Annotated in this window: 13 protein-coding genes, 1 rRNA gene and 1 pseudogene; 14 read left to right on the top strand and 1 reads right to left on the bottom strand. The window is 73.9% G+C overall.

Annotated elements, in window-relative coordinates:
- Positions 1-6 precede the first annotated feature (6 nt).
- The 3 genes from rrf (at position 7) to E1212_RS20925 (ending at position 3,279) form a co-directional block, all read left to right on the top strand.
- Positions 7-123, top strand: a 5S ribosomal RNA gene (gene rrf / locus E1212_RS20940).
- Between the two features lie 1,689 nt (positions 124-1,812).
- On the top strand, positions 1,813-2,466 hold the full coding sequence (locus tag E1212_RS20930; protein WP_131986033.1) for a hypothetical protein: 654 nt from the start codon (positions 1,813-1,815) through the stop codon (positions 2,464-2,466).
- Positions 2,467-2,814: 348 nt separating this feature from the next.
- Positions 2,815-3,279: a single-stranded DNA-binding protein gene (locus E1212_RS20925; protein WP_131986031.1), complete on the top strand. Its 465-nt coding sequence runs from the start codon at positions 2,815-2,817 to the stop codon at positions 3,277-3,279.
- A gap of 152 nt (positions 3,280-3,431) precedes the next feature.
- Here the strand turns inward: E1212_RS20925 and E1212_RS20920 are convergent, their stop codons facing one another.
- The gene (locus E1212_RS20920; RefSeq protein ID WP_131986029.1) at positions 3,432-4,661 is read right to left on the bottom strand and encodes a DUF1015 family protein; all 1,230 of its coding nucleotides are present in this window, start codon (positions 4,659-4,661) and stop codon (positions 3,432-3,434) included.
- Between the two features lie 189 nt (positions 4,662-4,850).
- Between E1212_RS20920 and E1212_RS20915 the strand changes: the two are divergent.
- The 11 genes and pseudogenes from E1212_RS20915 to E1212_RS20865 all read left to right on the top strand — a co-directional run.
- Positions 4,851-5,858 (top strand): annotated as a pseudogene (locus E1212_RS20915) (HAD-IIA family hydrolase); the annotation flags it as partial.
- Between the two features lie 301 nt (positions 5,859-6,159).
- Complete coding sequence (locus E1212_RS29590; RefSeq protein ID WP_162605569.1) at positions 6,160-6,498, top strand: hypothetical protein; 339 nt, start codon at positions 6,160-6,162, stop codon at positions 6,496-6,498.
- A 7-nt stretch (positions 6,499-6,505) separates the two neighbouring features.
- Complete coding sequence (locus E1212_RS20905) at positions 6,506-7,312, top strand: TlyA family RNA methyltransferase (RefSeq protein ID WP_131986023.1); 807 nt, start codon at positions 6,506-6,508, stop codon at positions 7,310-7,312.
- On the top strand, positions 7,309-8,250 hold the full coding sequence (locus E1212_RS20900) for an NAD kinase (RefSeq protein WP_131986022.1): 942 nt from the start codon (positions 7,309-7,311) through the stop codon (positions 8,248-8,250). The genes E1212_RS20905 and E1212_RS20900 overlap by 4 nt, the downstream gene beginning before the upstream one ends.
- Positions 8,251-8,307: 57 nt before the next feature.
- Entirely contained in the window at positions 8,308-10,050 is a 1,743-nt protein-coding gene (recN, locus tag E1212_RS20895) for a DNA repair protein RecN (protein ID WP_131986020.1), read from the top strand.
- Between the two features lie 195 nt (positions 10,051-10,245).
- The gene (locus tag E1212_RS20890; RefSeq protein ID WP_131986018.1) at positions 10,246-12,333 is read left to right on the top strand and encodes a hypothetical protein; all 2,088 of its coding nucleotides are present in this window, start codon (positions 10,246-10,248) and stop codon (positions 12,331-12,333) included.
- A 14-nt stretch (positions 12,334-12,347) separates the two neighbouring features.
- A complete protein-coding gene (locus E1212_RS20885) occupies positions 12,348-13,232 on the top strand; it encodes a hypothetical protein (RefSeq protein ID WP_131986016.1) in 885 nt (294 codons plus the stop codon).
- Positions 13,229-13,651, top strand: a complete 423-nt coding sequence (locus tag E1212_RS20880) for an RDD family protein (protein ID WP_162605568.1) — start codon at positions 13,229-13,231, stop codon at positions 13,649-13,651. The genes E1212_RS20885 and E1212_RS20880 overlap by 4 nt, the downstream gene beginning before the upstream one ends.
- A gap of 13 nt (positions 13,652-13,664) precedes the next feature.
- Complete coding sequence (locus tag E1212_RS20875; RefSeq protein ID WP_131986012.1) at positions 13,665-14,210, top strand: potassium channel family protein; 546 nt, start codon at positions 13,665-13,667, stop codon at positions 14,208-14,210.
- Positions 14,211-14,256: 46 nt separating this feature from the next.
- The gene (locus E1212_RS20870) at positions 14,257-14,676 is read left to right on the top strand and encodes an SHOCT domain-containing protein (RefSeq protein WP_131986011.1); all 420 of its coding nucleotides are present in this window, start codon (positions 14,257-14,259) and stop codon (positions 14,674-14,676) included.
- Positions 14,677-14,712: 36 nt separating this feature from the next.
- Positions 14,713-17,067 carry an arylsulfatase gene (locus E1212_RS20865; RefSeq protein ID WP_131986009.1) on the top strand — a complete coding sequence of 785 codons (2,355 nt, stop codon included), beginning with the start codon at positions 14,713-14,715 and terminating at the stop codon, positions 17,065-17,067.
- The last annotated feature ends 47 nt before the right edge of the window (positions 17,068-17,114 follow it).

The following is a 17,114-nucleotide window of genomic DNA, read 5'->3' as shown; positions in this document are numbered from 1 at the left end:
AGATGTGCCGGCGGTCATAGCGGCGGGGAAACGCCCGGACCCATTCCGAACCCGGAAGCTAAGCCCACCAGCGCCGATGGTACTGCCCTCTAGCGGGGGTGGGAGAGTAGGACACCGCCGGACACTTACCCATCGTGAGGCCCCGACCCCTAGTGCGTCGGGGCCTCACGCATGTCCGGACCCCCTCCTGGACTCGCCGAGGCGGTCGACGGGGGAGAATGGGGTAACGGCATGGAGACGAGAGGATCATTGATGTCTGGTCGTGACCGCGAGGGCACGGACCCGTCCGACGACGGCCGAGCTCGGCGAGGCGGCAGCGGCCGGGACGACCGGCCGGCCCGCGGCTCTGGCGGTCCCGGCGGTCCCGGCGGCAATCGTTCGGGCGGCGCCCGATCCGGTGGTTCGGGCGGCGGCCGATCCGGTGGTTCGGGCGGCGACCGCTCCTCTGGCGGCCGCTCCTCCGGCTCGCGCTCCGACGATCCCCGCGGCAGTGGCCGCCCCTCGAGCGGCGGCCGATCCGGTGGTTCGGGCAGCGATCGCTCCCCTGGCGACCGCTCCTCCGGCTCGCGCTCCGACGAGTCCCGCGGCAGTAGCCGCCCCTCCAGCGGCGGCCGTTCCTACGGCTCCCGTCCCGATGACTCTCGCGGCGGCGGCCGTTCCTACGGTTCCCGGTCGGATGACTCTCGGGGTGGCGATCGTTCCTCCGGCGGTAGCCGCTGGAGCGGCGGCTCCGGCAGCGACCGTTCCGGCGGTGGCCGCTCCTATGGCTCGCGTTCCGATGACTCTCGTGGTGGCGACCGCTCCGGTGGCGGCCGCTCCGGTGGCGACCGTCCCTCCGGTGGTGGCCGCTCGTACGGCCCTCGTTCCGATGACTCTCGTGGTGGGTCGGGCGGTGGTCGTTCCTACGGTTCCCGTTCAGACGATTCCCGTGGTGGTGGCCGCTCGTACGGTCCCCGCTCCGGGGACGACTCGCGTGGCGGGTCCGGCGGCGGCCGCTCGTACGGCCCCCGTTCCGGGGACGATTCGCGTGGCGGGTCCGGCGGTGGCCGCTCCTACGGCTCCCGGTCCGACGATTCCCGTGGTGGCGACCGCTCTGGCGGCGGCCGTTCCTACGGTCCCCGCTCGGGCGACGATTCGCGTGGCGGGTCGGGCGGTGGCCGTTCCTACGGCTCGCGGCCCGACGATTCCCGCGGTGGCGACCGCTCCGGCGGTAGCCGCTGGAGCGGCGGCTCCGGCGGCGACCGTCCCTCCGGTGGCGGCCGCTCGTACGGTCCCCGCTCGGGCGACGACTCGCGTGGCGGGTCCGGCGGCGGCCGTTCCTACGGCTCCCGGTCCGACGATTCCCGTGGTGGCGACCGCTCCGGCGGTAACCGCTGGAGCGGCGGCTCCGGCGGCGACCGTCCTTCCGGTGGCGGCCGCTCGTACGGTCCCCGCTCGAGCGATGACTCTCGCGGTGGCGACCGCTCCGGCGGCGGCCGTTCCTACGGCCCTCGCTCCGGCGATGACTCCCGCGGCGGCGGCCGACCCTCGAGCGGTGGCCGCTCCTACGGCCCTCGCTCCGGCGATGACTCCCGCGGCTCCGGACGCGGCAACGATCGCGAGTCCGGCGGTCGCTCGGGCGGCGGCGAACGACGCGGTGGTCCGGGCGGTGCGGGCGGTGGCCGATCCGGAGGCGGACGCGGCGGTGACCGTTTCGGCGGCGGTGGCCCGCGCGGCGGGTCCCGCGGCCCGGCCGACGGCGACGACCGCTCCCGCAACGCACCGGGCCCGTCCAGCGCCCCGCGCGTCCCTGACCCCGTCGTCGACGAGGACGTGACCGGCCGCGAGCTCGACGAGGAGATCCGCGCCGAGCTCAGTGCGCTCTCCGGTCAGATGTCCGCCGCCGTCGCGCGGCACCTGGTCATGGCGCAGCGCCTGCTCGACGACGAACCGCAGCGGGCCTACGAGCACGCCATGGCCGCGCGGCGGAAAGCCGGGCGCATCGGCGTCGTGCGCGAGGCCGCCGGCGTGGCCGCATATATGGCCGGCAAGTACGCCGACGCGCTCGCGGAGCTGCGAGCCGCCCGGCGCATGACCGGCTCGGCCGAGTACCTGCCCATGATGGCCGATGCCGAGCGTGGCCTCGGCCGTCCGCGCCGAGCACTCGACCTCTCGCACGACCCCGCCGTCACCGGTCTGGACACAGCCGGGCGCATCGAGATGCTCATCGTCGCCGCCGGCGCGCGGCGCGACCTCGGCGACCACGAGGCGGCAGCGGTGTCGCTGCAGGTGCCGGAGCTGCGATCCACCGCGCATGCGGAGTGGGTCGCCCGCCTGCGCTATGCCTACGCCGACGCGCTCCTCGCCGCGGGCCGCGACAAGGAGGCCCGCCGCTGGTTCCTGCGGGCCGCCGACGCCGACATCGAGGGCGAGACCGACGCCGCCGAGCGCGCCGCCGAGATCGGCGACGGCGACAGCGACGACTGACGTGTCCCAGCGGCCCGCTGGGGCCGCTCGAACGCCCGCCCAGCAGGTCTCTCGTCCACAGCCCCGACGACTTCGCCGCTGGTTCCTGCGGGCCGCCGACGCGGACATCGAGGGCGAGCCCGACGCCGCCCGAGCGCGCGGCCGAGATTGGCGACGGCGACAGCGACGACTGACGTGTCCGAGCAGCCCGCCGGGCGCCGCTCGAACGCCCGCCCAGCAGGTCTCTCGTCCACAGCCCCGACGACTTCGGCCCGTCATCCACAAATCGACGATCCGCGGCTGCGCGACCGCCCGTCCGCGCCCACGATGGTGGACAGGACCCGATCCCCATCCGCCGAAGGAGTCGTCATGAACACCGCAACGGTGCCCGCCGAGCACCTCAACGAGGTCCGGCTCGTCGGCCGGTTGTCCGCCGAGCCCGAGGTCATCCTGTTGCCCAGCGGCGACGAGATCGTGTCGGCGCGACTGGTGGTCCAGCGCCCACGTCCGCCCGCCGGGCTGGGCGCTCCCCGCCGCGTCGACACGGTCACGTGCACGGCGTGGGCGTCCGCACAACGCCGCAAGCTCCGCGTCCTCGAAGAGGGCGACACCGTCGAGATCACCGGTGCACTCCGCCGCCGGTTCTGGCGGTCCGGAGGCGCCGGACAGAGCACCTTCGAGATCGAGATCGACTCCGCCAAGTGCATCGCGCGGCGACCACCGGTGAAGCAGAAGAAGCAGAAGGCCCGCAAGGCCGATCCACCATCCGAACCCGCCACCGCCTCGCCCGAGCGCCGGCTCGTGCTGGTCGGAGCCGAGGCCGCGGGCCAGTGACTCGGCCGGTGCTCATCGTGCTCTGAGGCTCCGGCAGGTCGGGGGCCATCCCGCATCGGTCGTGCCCGGATGCTCGGCGGGAACCGGGGCTGCCTGCGGCGCGGCTGGCGATCGTGGTGGCCGGGGTTCAGCGTCGATCATGGCGGGCGGGGCTACTGGCCGGTGGCGAGCTCGCGCATCAGCAGGCCGGTCCACGGCTTCGGCCCGAACGAGGTCGACTTGCGTGGCATCCGCTCCCCGCGGGCGGCCAAGTCGAGCACGTCGGCCAGGGCGGGCGGACGGGTCAGTACCGCGACGCCCGCGTCACGGCCTGCCGAGCGCAGCGCCTCGTCGCCGTCGTGGTGGTACGTCACGCGCGGGTCGGCATCGTCCACACCCCAGAGGTGGGCGAGCAGCACGTCGACCAGCACGCCGGCGTCCAGCTCGCGCCACCCATCGGGCCGGTCGGATGGTACGGCGTCCTCGAGGACCGACGGCCGCGGCGAGCGCAGCAGCGCCAGCCGAGGTCCCGCGCCGATGACGAACGCGGTGCCGTGCTCGCGGCCGAGCATGGTGGTGGGATCGTCGCCCGCAGCCAGCGGGACGACGTCGAAGCCCTTGGCCGCCGCGGCCACCGCGTCCTCGAACGAGAGGCCGCTGACGCTGCGGTGGATGCCGCGCAACTCCAGCGGGTGCCGGGCGGCATCGACCAGCAGGGCGAGGCCGTGATCGGCACCGGAGGGGGCCCGGTCGGCGGCCTGCACCGCGCGGTAGGCGGCGAACCGGTGGTGTCCGTCGGCGATCAGCGCGGTCCGGCCGGCCAGGTCGGAGGCGATCGTGGCCAGCTCGTCCGGCTCGGCGACGCGCCAGAGCCGGTGCACCTGGCCGGCCACGGTGAACTCCAGCATGGGGGCGGTGGCGGCCGTGCGGTCGACGACATCGCTGGCCGAGCCACCACCGTCATAGGTCAACAGGATCGGCTCGAGTTGCATCCGGGTCGCGCTCATCAGGGCGGCGCGGTCGGCCACCGGGCCGGGGAAGGTGTTCTCGTGCGGAAGTACCGGGCCGTCGATTCCGATGCCGCCCACCAGGCCGATCGCCGCGCCGCCGGCGGTCACGTGCTCGTAGACGTACAGCGCCGGGGCGGGGTCGCGCACCAGTACGCCCGACTCGCGCCAGGCCGCCAGCGAGCGCGCGGCCACCGAGTACCTGTCGCCGTCGCCGGGGGCGGGCCGGGGGAGCGTCAGGTGGACGATGTTGTGCGGGTCCTGCGCCTCGAACGCCGCGAGCCGATCGCCGATGACGTCGTACGGCGGACACACGACCGCCGCGAGGTCGGTGCCGGGGGCGTAGGTCGTCGCCCGGAACGGCGTCAACCGCAACGGTGGCGTGGCGGAGGTCATCAACGGATCGTACGCGGACCGAGAAGGGCCGGGCAGACCGGCGACAAGAGGGCGCCGGAGGCCTCATCGACGTGGTCGGTGCGAGGCGCCGAGCCAGAGCGACGTCGCCGGGCCGGTGCCCGGCCCGACGACACCTCGTGGACCGCACCGCCCGCCCGGCCGCGACCACCGTCAGAACCGGCTGGGAGGATGGGGGCCGTGCCGCATCTGACCGAGCTCTACGACGTCGCCCTGCTCGACCTCGACGGGGTCGTCTACGTCGGCCCACGGCCGGTGTCCCACGCCCCCGAGGCGTTGCGGCAGGCCCGTACCGCGGGCATGCGGCTGGCGTTCGTCACGAACAACGCCGCCCGGCCGCCGGAGCGGGTCGCGGCGCACCTGACGGAGATCGGCGTCGAGGCGTTGCCCGACGAGGTCGTCACGTCGGCGCAGGCGGCCGCACGCTTGCTGGCCGAGCAGCTGCCGGCCGGTTCGAAGGTGCTGGTGGTCGGCGGCGAGGGGCTCGAGGTCGCGCTCCGCGAGCAGGACCTCGTTCCGGTCTCCGGCGCCGACGACGGCCCGGTCGCGGTCGTGCAGGGGTTCTCGCCGACGGTCGGCTGGCCGCTGCTCGCCGAGGGCACCTACGCCGTGGCCTCCGGGCTGCCGTGGGTGGCCACCAACACCGACCCCGTCGTGCCGACCGACCGCGGCCGGGCGCCCGGCAACGGCACGTTGGTCGCGGCGATCCGGACGGCCACCGGGCGCGAACCGGTCGTCGCGGGCAAGCCGGAGCCGCCGATGCACCGCGAGGCGATCCTGCGCTCCGGCGCGACCCGGCCCCTCGTGGTCGGCGACCGGCTCGACACCGACATCGAGGGCGCCAACGCCGCCGGAGCCGACAGCCTGCTGGTGCTCACCGGAGTCACCGACCCGATCGATGTGGTGCTGGCACCGGCTCGGCTGCGGCCCACGTACGTCGGGCACGACCTGCGGGCGTTGCACGTATCGCCGGACGCGCTGCGCGTGCGGGCCGGCGACGCGACGGTGGGTGCTTGGCACGCGGTCGTCGACGGCGGGGGGCTGCGGCTCACCCGCGCCTCGGCCCACGCCGGGTCCGGCGGCGCCGAGGGCCTGGCCGGAAGTGCGGCGAGCGACGGTGCTGGGAGCGACGGCGGCGTGGCTCGGGTCCGGGGGGCGGCGAGCGACGGTGCGGGGAGCGACGGCGGCGAGGCTCCGGTCCGAGGGGCAGTGAGCGACGAGAGTCGCGTCGGGGCGGGGAGCGATGGCGGCGAGCCGGGCCAGGACGCGCTGGACGGCCTGCGGGCGGTGTGCGGTGCGGTGTGGGCCGCGGCCGACGCCACGGGGGACGCGGCCGGCGCCACGGGGAACGCGGCCCGCGCAGTGGGCGATTCGGTCGAGGCCGTGACCGGCGGCGTGGTCGACCGGGCGTCGGTAGAAGCGGCGCTCGATGCCGCCCGAATCACCCGTGCGCCCGCGCGGCCGTACTAGCGTTACTGCCATGCGGGAACTGACGGACGACGGCGGCGCCGGGGACGCACAGGTGGACGAGGCGGTGCGCACGCTCGACACGCTCGAAGGGCTGCCGGTGCACGAGCACGCGGCTGTGTTCGAGCGGGTCCATCAGGTACTGCAGGACCGCCTGACCGGCGAACCCGACGCCGACGACGCGGCTGACGCCGGCGACGCAGCCGACGCGGCTGACGCGGCTGACGCGGCTGACGCGGGCGACGCGGGCGACCCAGCTGACGCGCGCGACGCGGGCGACGCGGCTGACGCCGGCGACGCAGCCGCCACACGCGACGCGGGCGACGCGGGTCCCGACGGCGGCGAAGGCTGACCTGCCGGTGCCACCCAGACGACGCCTCGACGCGGAGCTGGTCCGCCGTGGGCTGGCCCGCTCGCGCGAGCACGCGGCCACGCTCGTCGGCGACGGCAGGGTTCTGATCAGCGGGCGGGTCGCGACGAAACCGGCCACGGCGGTCGACCCGGCCGACGCGGTCCTGGTGACCGAGCCGGCCGAGGGCGACGAGTACGTCTCGCGCGGCGGGCACAAGCTGGCCGGCGCGCTGGACGCCTTCGAATCGGCAGGACTGACGGTCGCAGGCCGACGATGCCTCGACGCCGGCGCGTCGACCGGCGGCTTCACCGACGTCCTGTTGCGGCGGGGGGCGGCGGCCGTGGTGGCGGTCGACGTCGGATACGGGCAGCTGGCGTGGTCGCTGCGATCGGACCCACGCGTCGAGGTGCATGACCGCACCAACGTCCGCGACCTCACCCCGGACGTGGTCGGCGAGCCGGTCGCCGTCGTGGTGGGCGACCTGTCGTTCATCTCGCTGCGGCTGGTGCTCGGCCCGCTGGTCGCGGTGAGCAGGCCCGACGCCGATTTCGCGCTCATGGTGAAGCCGCAGTTCGAGGTCGGCAAGGACCGCGTCGGCAAGGGCGGGGTCGTGCGCGACCCGGCACTGCGGGCCGAGGCCGTCCTCGACGTCGCCAGGGCGGCCGGCGAGCTCGGCCTCGGTGTCAGCGGTGTCACCGCGAGCCCGCTGCCCGGCCCGTCCGGCAACGTCGAGTACTTCCTCTGGCTGCGCGCCGGCGCACCCGAGGTCCGCCCCGAGGACGTCCAGCGCGCAGTAGAGGAAGGCCCGCAATGACCCGCACGGTTCTGCTCGTCACCCACACTGGGCGCGAGGAGGCCAGACAGGTCGCCGCCAAGGTGATCGACAAGCTCGGCGACGCCGGCGTCGCCGTGCGCGTCATGGCAGACGAGCGCCACGACATCCCCATCCCCGAGGCCGACGCCCGGGTCGCGTCAGTCGTCGCAGAAGGCGATCCGCTGGCCGCCGAGGGCTGCGAGCTCATCGTGGTCATCGGCGGCGACGGCACGATCCTGCGCGGCGCCGAGGTCGCCAGGCCCACGGGCACCCCGATCCTGGGCGTCAACCTCGGCCATGTCGGCTTCCTCGCCGAGTCCGAGGTCGACGATCTCGGGTACACCGTCGACCACATCGTCAAGCGCGACTACACCGTCGAGGAGCGCATGACCATCGACGTCTCCGTGCGCCACGACGGCACCGAGATCGCGACCGGCTGGGCGCTCAACGAGGTCAGCGTCGAGAAGGCCAGCCGCGAACGCATGCTCGACGTCGTCGCCGAGATCGACGGGCGGGCGCTGTCGCGGTGGGGCTGCGACGGCGTCGTCATGGCGACTCCCACGGGGTCGACGGCGTACGCGTTCAGCGCCGGCGGCCCGGTGGTGTGGCCCGAGGTCGCGGCGCTGCTCATGGTGCCGATCAGCGCGCACGCCCTGTTCGCCCGCCCGCTCGTGGTGTCGCCGTCGTCGAGCATGGCCGTGACGATCCAGCACCGCACGCCCGGCGCGGTGCTGTGGTGCGACGGGCGGCGCGCGGTCGAGCTGCCCGCCGGCGCCCGCATCGAGGTCTGCCGCGGGGCGCAGCCGGTCCGGCTCGCGCGGCTGCACGAGGCCCCGTTCACCAAGCGCCTGGTCGCCAAGTTCGCCCTGCCCGTCGAGGGCTGGCGGGGCGCCCGGCCCCGGCCGCCGGGCAGCGCCCACCCGGAGCATCCCGCGTGACACCCGGGCGGCCGACATCCCGGACCAACCGCACATCCACCGTTAGGCTGAGGTCCTGTGCTTGAGGAAATCCGTATCCGTGGACTCGGCGTCATCGACGACGCCCAGCTCGAGCTGGGGCCGGGGCTCACCGTCGTCACGGGCGAGACCGGCGCCGGCAAGACCATGGTGCTGACCGGCCTCAACCTGCTCATGGGCGGCCGCGCCGACGCCGGCGCCGTCCGCACCGGCACCAGCCGCGCCCTCGTCGAGGGCCGGGTCACCATCGACGCCGACGGCCCGGTCGCCGAGCGGGCCGCCGAGGCCGGCGCCGAGCTCGAGCCCGCCGGCACCGTCGGCAAGGGGAAGAGCAAGAAGGAGCGCGTCGAGCTGCTGCTCAGCCGCACCGTCATGGCCGAGGGCCGCTCCCGCGCCCACATCGGCGGGCACAGCGCGCCGGTGAGCCTGCTCGCCGAGTTGGCCGACGGCCTGGTCGCGGTGCACGGGCAGAGCGACCAGCAGCGGCTGCTGCGCACATCGCGCCAGCTGGCCGCGCTCGACCGGTTCGCCGGCGCCGCCGTCGCCGAGCCGCTCGCCGAGTACTCGACCCGCTACGCCCGGCTGCGCGCCGTCGAGACCGAGCTCGAGGAGGTCACCTCCAAGGCCCGCGAGCGCGCCCAAGAGGCCGACCTGCTGCGCCTCGGCCTGGGCGAGGTCGAGTCCGTCGACCCGCAACCCGGCGAGGACGAGGCCCTGCGCGCCGAAGAGAGCCGGCTCGCCCACGCCGACGCGCTGCGCACGGCCGCCGTCATGGCGCACCAGAGCCTCTCCGGCGACGAGGCCGTCCCCGACGCGCCCGACGTCATGAGCCTGCTGGCCCAGGCCAGGCAGGCGCTCGACCCCGAGCGCGACCACGACCCCGAGCTCGCCGGCCTGGCCGACCGGCTCGCCGAGGCCGCCTACCTCGTCGGCGACGTCGCTGCCGACCTCGCCTCCTACGGCGCCGGCGTCGACACCGACCCCGAGCGGCTCGCCCAGCTGCAACAACGCCGCGCCGCGCTCACCGCCCTGACCCGCAAGTACGGCGAGACCATCGACGAGGTCCTCGTCTGGGCCGAACAGGGCTCGCGCCGGCTGCTCGAGCTCGACGGCGACGACGACCGCGTCGCCACGCTCGGGCAGGAGCGCGAGTCGCTGCTCGCCGAGCTGGGCGACCTCGCCGCCACCATCACCAAGGCGCGCACCGAGGCCGCCACCCGCTTCGCCGACGACGTCAGCGTCGAGCTCACCGCGCTCGCCATGCCGCACGCCCGCATCGTCGTCGAGGTCCGCCCACGCGACGGCTTCGGCCCCACCGGCGTCGACGACGTCGAGATCCTGTTCACCGGGCACAACGGCGCCCAGCCGCGGCCGCTCGACAAGGGCGCGTCCGGCGGCGAGCTGTCCCGGCTCATGCTGGCCATCGAGGTCGTGTTCGCCGGCGCCGATCCGGTCCCGACGTTCGTGTTCGACGAGGTCGACGCGGGTGTGGGTGGCAAGGCGGCGGTCGAGGTCGGTCGCCGGTTGGCCATGCTGGCCCGGCACGCGCAGGTCCTCGTCGTGACACACCTGCCGCAGGTCGCGGCCTTCGCCGACCAGCACCTCAAGGTCGTGAAGTCCGACGACGGCCGCGTCACCAGCAGCGGCGTCGAGATGCTCGACGAGACCGGCCGGGTGAACGAGCTGTCGCGCATGCTGGCCGGCCTCGAGGGATCCGCGTCCGCGCGGGCGCACGCCGAGGAGCTGCTCGAGACCGCGGCCGGCTCGAAGCGCAGCCGCTGACGCGTGCCGCCGCCGTCGCGCCGCCGTCGCGCCGCCGTCTCCGTCCGGCGGGTCCATCACCAGGCGTACCCGAGCGTTACCAGGCCTGCAGGCCTGGTGTGGCAGGGGATTCGGTGGTGAACGTGATCATCTCGAATCGAGTCGACGGCGCCGATCGCGGCGAGATCCCGTCCGGCGGGTCCGGACGGGGCTAAGGTGATCACAGTTCGGTGGTGGAGCGACGCCGTCGCGACCCGGACCCAGGGGGCGCCCATGGTCGCGGCTCTCGTGGCCCTGCTGGCTGTGGCCGCCACGGCGGTTCCGGCGCAGCAGGCGAGTGCGGTGGATGCTGCCCCCGTGGCGGCGGCCGGCACCGTCCTCGGAGCCTCGCCCGAGCTGCCCCCGCCACCCGAGGACGAGGACGTCCCGCCGCCCGAGCCGAGCACGCCCGAGCAGGACACCGCCTCCGAGCAGCTGATCGAGCGGTACGCGCCGGTCGTGCGCGTGCGCGAGCAGCTCGAGCCATGCCGCGACGGCGAGCCGTACCTGCCGGTGAGCGTCGACGTCGTCATGGACAACGACGGCGTCGCCCTGCGCGGGCCGTGGACGTCGAACGACCTGGTCGAGATCGCGCCGGGCGCGGACCGCATCGAGACCGGCCTGCTCGAGTACCACCTGGACTTCCCGGGCGACGCGCTCGACCCGGGGTGCGGCTACGAGCAGTGGAGCCGGCAGATCAGCGAGGGCACGGCGCCGACGGTGTACGGCCGCGTGGTCACGGACCCGGCCCGTCCCGGCCACGTCGCGGTGCAGTACTGGTTCTTCTACGTCTACAACGACTTCAACAACCTGCACGAGGGCGACTGGGAGATGATCCAGCTGATCATCGACGCCCCGGACGCGGTGGAGGCCCTCGACGTCGAGCCCACGAGCGTCGGCTACAGCCAGCACGCCAGCGCCGAGCGGGCCCTGTGGGGCGACGACAAGCTCGAGATCGTCGACGGCACGCATCCGGTGGTGTACCCGGCCGAGGGGTCGCACGCCAACTTCTTCGGCGACGCCCTGTACCTGGGTGCGAGCTCGGCGGCCGGCGTCGGCTGCGACGACACGAACGGCCCGCACACCGAGCTGGGGGATCTGCGGACCGAGGCGGTCCCCACCGACACCGACGACTATCTGGCCGGCTACCCGTGGCTGGGCTTCGATGGCCGCTGGGGCGAACGCCAGGAGGCCTTCTACAACGGTCCCACCGGCCCGAACATGAAGTATCAGTGGACCGCCCCGATCCGCTGGTCCGAGACCAGCTGGCGTGACTCCAGCGCGACGGTGCCGCTGGGCTCGTCGCTGGGCCCCAGCGCGACAGGCGCGTTCTGCGGCGTCGTCGAGGCCGGCTCGAACCTGCTGCTCCAGCTGATCCGCAACCCGGCCGCCGTCCTGCTGCTGCTCGCCGGCGCCGTCCTCGCGATCGTCGTCATCGCGACCCGGACCACCTGGACGCCGAGCGACCCGTACCCCGTCGCCCAGCGGCGCAGCTGGGGCCGCATTCTCGGCGCCTCCCGGCGCATGTACGGTCGGCACCCGCTGCTGTTCACCGGCATCGGGCTGGTGTACGTGCCGGTCATGCTGCTGGCGGCCGGGCTGCAGTGGGTACTGGTCGAGGCGGGCGAGCTGACGTCGCTGGTCGACACCGACGGCGATCAGAACGCGGCGACGGTGTTCGTCGTGGTCCTGCTCGGCGGGGCCATCTCGCTGCTGGCCTACTTCTGCGTCGTCGCGGCCGTCGCGCAGGCGCTGCACGACCTCGACGCCGGCCGGCCGGTCACCGTGCTGTCCGCGTACGGCGAGGTCAGACGGCATCTCCGGCCACTGGCCCTGGTGGCGGCGCGGCTGGTGGTGGTCTGTTGGGCGCTGCTGATCTTCGTGTTCACGGCCCCGCTGGCGCTCATCTACGCCGTCCGCAACGGCTTCGCCGTCCAGGCCGTCATGATGGAGGACCGTTCCACCGGCGACGCGATCCGGCGCAGCCGAGACGTGGTGCGCGGTCACTGGTGGCGCACGACGGCGGTCGCCGCGCTGGTCGTGGGGCTGGGCGCGATCACCGGCCCGCTGGTCGGGGTCGTCCTGCTGCTGGTGTCCGACGGCTCGTTCGACGTCATCAACCTCATCACCGCTCTGGTGTACGTGGTGGCCATCCCGTTCGTGGCGATCGTCCTCGGCTACCTCTACCTCGATCTGCGCGTGCGGGCCGGATCACCTGAGCCGGGTGAGGCCCGGCCCGACGTGCCCGCGGGAGCCTGGCCGTGAGGCGAGGTGGCGCGATGGGCGGGAACGGGACGGCGGGCACCGGCCGGCCGCTGGTCCTGCGGGCCGCCGGGCGGGCCGGGCGCGTGGTCGCCGGCGCGGCCGGGCTGGCGCTCCGTGCGGCGACGGACGTGCCCACGCGGCTGGGCGGGCACCACCGCACGCCGGACGGATGGGATGCCCCGCCGGCACCACCGGCGCCGGGTGGGCACGACGAGACGGCCGCGGTCGTGCGGCTCGCGGCCGCCCGGCTGGGCGAGGCGGCCCTCGGCCTGGCCGCCGTCACGAGCCGCCGCGCCCTCGATGTCGCCGCGGCCGCCGCGCTGCCGGTCGAGGCCGCCGCCACGATCGCCGTCCGGGCGGGCACGGCCGTCGCGGGCCGGAGCCGGCTGGCGGGGCGCATCGACCGGCTGGCCCGGGTCGGCCGCGTCGAGCAGCGCCGGAACGAGCGTGAGGCGGCCCTGCTCCTGCGATCGGCCTGGCAGCGGTCGGTGGCCCGCGCCGTCGCGGCGACCGACGTCGACGCCGTCCTCGACCGGATCGACCTGGACGCCGTCGTCGCCAAGGTCGACCTCGACGCTCTCGTCGCGCAGGTCGATCTGGACGCCGTCGTCGCGCGGCTCGACGTCGACGCCGTCGTGGGCCGCGTCGACCTGGACGCCCTCATCGCGCGGCTGGACATCCCGGTGCTGGTCGAGCAGGTGCTCGACGACGTCGACCTGGGCCGGATCGTTCGCGAGTCCAGCACCGGCATGGCCGCCGAGACCGTCGACGCCGTGCGCTCGCGCAGCGCCGGCGCCGACCGCGCGATCAACGGCTTCGTCGACCGCGTCGTGCTGCGCCGCCCGCCCCGCGACGGATCCGTGCCGGCGCCGTCGGAACCCGGACGAGCGCCACCGTGACCGGCGCCGGTCTGGTGTCGCGGTGCGCCGCGGCCCTGGTCGACGTCGCCCTCGTCGCCGCCGCGTCCGCGCTGGCCGGCATCGTGCTCAGCGGAATCCGCTACACCGTCGACGGGCCGCCGTTCGCGCTCCCGCCACTGCCCGGCTGGGCGCTCGGCGTGGGCCACTCGGTGCTGGTCCTGATCTACCTGACCGCGAGCTGGACGCTCACCGGGCGCACGCCGGGCCAGCTGGTGCTCGGCCTGCGCGTCGTCACCGCGGCGGCGCGGCCGCCCGGTCCGCTGCGCGCGCTCGTGCGGGCGCTGGTCTGCGTCGTCTTCCCCATCGGGGTGCTGTGGCTGCTGGTCAGCCGCCGCACGCTCGCCGTCCACGACGTGGTGGCCCGGACGGTGCTCGTCTACGACCCGCCCCGGTGGTGAGGGAGGCCGCAGCATGACGTACATCGTTCGCAGTGTCCTGACGCTGGTCTGCGCGCTCGTCGTCTACTACACACTGCCGCTGTCGCGCCCGCACGATCCGCCCGAGGTCGTCAGCGGCGCACTGTTCCTGGCGGGGGTGGCCGGGCTGGTGTGGCTGACGGTGCACGAGGTCCGCAGGTTCGCCGCCAGGCTCGGGGAGGCGCGCACGCGGGTGTTCGGCCTGCTGTCGGTGCTCTACATCGTGGTCGTGTTCTTCGCGCTCACCTACTACCTCATGGAGCGCAACGACCCGGCGCAGTTCGACGGCCTCGCGACCCGCACGGACGCGTTGTACTTCTCCATCGTCACGCTGGGCACCGTCGGCTACGGCGACGTCCACGCCGCCGGACAGGCGGCCCGGATCGCGGTGATGGTGCAGATCGTCTTCGACCTGGTGGTGATCGGTGCGCTGTTCGCGGTCGCGTCGTCGCAGATCGCGCACCGGATGACCGTCGCGCGGGCCGGCCACGAGCACGGGGGCGCCGGACGACCGCCGCCCGAGATCACCCCGCGGGGGTGAGGATGAGCGCCGTCCCCGGCTGCCACGCTGCGACCGGAGGTGGACCATGGACGACTACCCGCTCCTGAACCTGTTCCTCACGATGCTCTGGTTCTTCCTGTTCATCGCGTGGATCTGGCTCCTGGTGACCCTGCTCACCGACGTGTTCCGCAGCGACGACCTGTCCGGCTGGACGAAGGCGCTGTGGACGATCTTCATCCTGGTGCTGCCGCTGCTCGGCGCGCTGATCTACCTGATCGTGCGCGGCTCCGGCATGACCGAGCGGATGGCGCGCGAGTACCAGCGTCGCGACGAGGCGTTCCGCGACTACGTCCGCGACGCCGCCAGCCCGAACGGGGCCGGCGCTCCGAGCACCGCCGACGAGCTGTCCAAGCTGGCCCGGCTGCGCGACGAGGGCGTGCTGAGCCCGGACGAGTTCGCGGCGCAGAAGGCGAAGCTGCTGCAGCCGCACCCGACCGCCGTCTGACACCGTCGTCGTCGAACCACACAGAGGAGCACTGCGATGCCGCTGACCGAGTACTCGCCCGGGCGGGCGTTCCCGGGCGTCGTCGGCCGGACGTTCGACGTCTCCGAGCCGGCCTGGCCGGAGCCGCGACGTGCGGCCGAGGGCGCACCGAACGTGCTGTTCGTGATCCTGGACGACACCGGCTACGGCCAGCTCGGGTGTTACGGCAGCCCGATCGAGACGCCGAACCTGGACCGACTGGCCGGCGGCGGACTGCGCTACGCGAACATGCACACGACGGCGCTGTGCTCGCCGACGCGGTCGTGCGTGCTCACCGGCCGCAACCACCATTCCAACCATCTCGCCGCCATCACCGAGGTGTCGACCGGGTTCCCGGGATACGACGGCTACATCCCGTTCGAGAACGGCTTCCTCCCCGAGATGCTGCTGCAGCACGGCTACAGCACGTACGCCGTCGGCAAGTGGCACCTGACGCCGGCCGATCAGGTGTCGGCGGCCGGGCCGTACGACCGCTGGCCGCTGGGCCGTGGCTTCGAGCGCTACTACGGGTTCCTCGGCGGCGACACGCACCAGTACTACCCGGAGCTCGTCCACGACCACCATCGGGTCGAGCCGCCCAGGTCCCCGGACGAGGGCTACCACCTCACCGAGGACCTCACCGACCGGGCCATCTCGTTCATCGCCGACGCCAAGCAGGTCGCTCCGAACAAGCCGTTCTTCCTGTACTTCGCCACCGGTGCCATGCACGCGCCGCACCACGTCCCGCGCGAGTGGGCCGATCGGTACGCGGGCGCGTTCGACGACGGCTGGGAGGCCTATCGCGAGCGCGTGTTCGCCCGGCAGCAGGAACTCGGGCTCGTCCCGGCCGGCGCCGAGCTGTCACGGCACGACCCCGACGTCCAACGCTGGGCGGACTGCACGGACGAGGAGCGGCGGCTCTACGCCCGGATGATGGAGGTGTTCGCGGGCTTCCTCACCCATACCGACCATCACATCGGCCGGCTCGTCGACTTCCTCGATGACCTCGGCGAACTGGACAACACGCTGATCATGGTGCTGAGCGACAACGGGGCCAGCGCCGAAGGCGGCCCGAGCGGCTCGGTCAACGAGAACAAGTTCTTCAACTTCGTGCCGGAGTCGCTGGAGCGGAACCTCGCCGCCATCGACGAGCTCGGCGGGCCGAAGCACTTCAACCACTACCCGTGGGGCTGGACGTGGGCCGGCAACACGCCGTTCCGGCGGTGGAAGCGCGAGACGTACCGCGGCGGCATCAGCGACCCGTTCATCGTGCACTGGCCGCGCGGGTTCGCCGCGCGGGGCGAGCTGCGCGCACAGTACGCACACGCCATCGACATGGTGCCCACCGTCCTGGACGCGCTGGGCCTGGAGCCGCCGGACCAGATCCGCGGCGTGACGCAGTCGCCGCTCGAGGGGATCAGCTTCGCGTACACGTTCGACGACGCCGCGGCGCCCTCGCGGCACGTCACCCAGTACTTCGAGATGATCGGCCACCGCTCGATCTACCACGACGGCTGGCGGGCGGTCTGCCCCTGGCCCGGGCCGTCGTTCGCCGAGACCGGGCGCGAGTTCGGCACCCCCATCACAGCGGAGGCGCTCACCGAGCTCGATGCCACCGGCTGGCAGCTCTACCACGTGGCGGAGGACTTCGCCGAGAACCACGACGTCGCGGCCGAGCACCGCGACAAGCTCATCGAGCTCATCGCCCAGTGGTACGTCGAGGCCGGGAAGTACCACGTGCTGCCCGTCGACGGACGGGGCCAGCAGCGCATCGCCGAGCAGCGGCCGTCGATCGCGCCGCCGCGCACCCGCTACGTGTTCCGTCCCGGCACCCAGGAGGTGGCGCAGGACGCCGCCCCGCGCATCGTCAACCGCGCCCACACCATCACGGCGCTGGTGACGATCCCCGACGACGGCGCCGAGGGCGTGCTCGTCTCGCAGGGCGGCGTCGACGGCGGCTTCACCTTCTACGTCCACGACGGGCGGCTGCACTACGTCTACAACTATGTCGCCGACCAGGAGTTCCACGTCGTGTCCGACACCACCGTCCCGGCCGGCCGGCACGCGCTCAGCTTCGAGTTCGAGCCGACGGGCGAGCCGCGGCCGCTGGAGGGGAAGGGCGCGCCGGGCATCGCGACGCTGTTCGTCGACGGCGATCCGATCGGCTCCGGTGAGCTGCCGGTGACCATTCCGATCACCATGGGGCTGGCGTCGGGGATCGCGGTCGGCTCCGATGCCGGGTCGCCGGTGACCGACGCCTACCGCAACCCGTTCCCGTTCACCGGCGTGATCGACCGCGTCGTGTACGACCTGTCCGGCGACGGCGTCGTCGATCATGCCGCGGAGATCCGCATCGCGCTCGCCCGCCAGTGAGCCGGGAGCCCTGGGCCGGGCGCGGGTGATCGGCAGGGAAACGGCCA

Source organism: Jiangella ureilytica (genome assembly GCF_004348545.1).
In the GTDB taxonomy this organism is placed as follows: Bacteria; Actinomycetota; Actinomycetes; order Jiangellales; family Jiangellaceae; genus Jiangella; species Jiangella ureilytica.
This window is presented reverse-complemented; position numbering and strand designations above follow the sequence as displayed.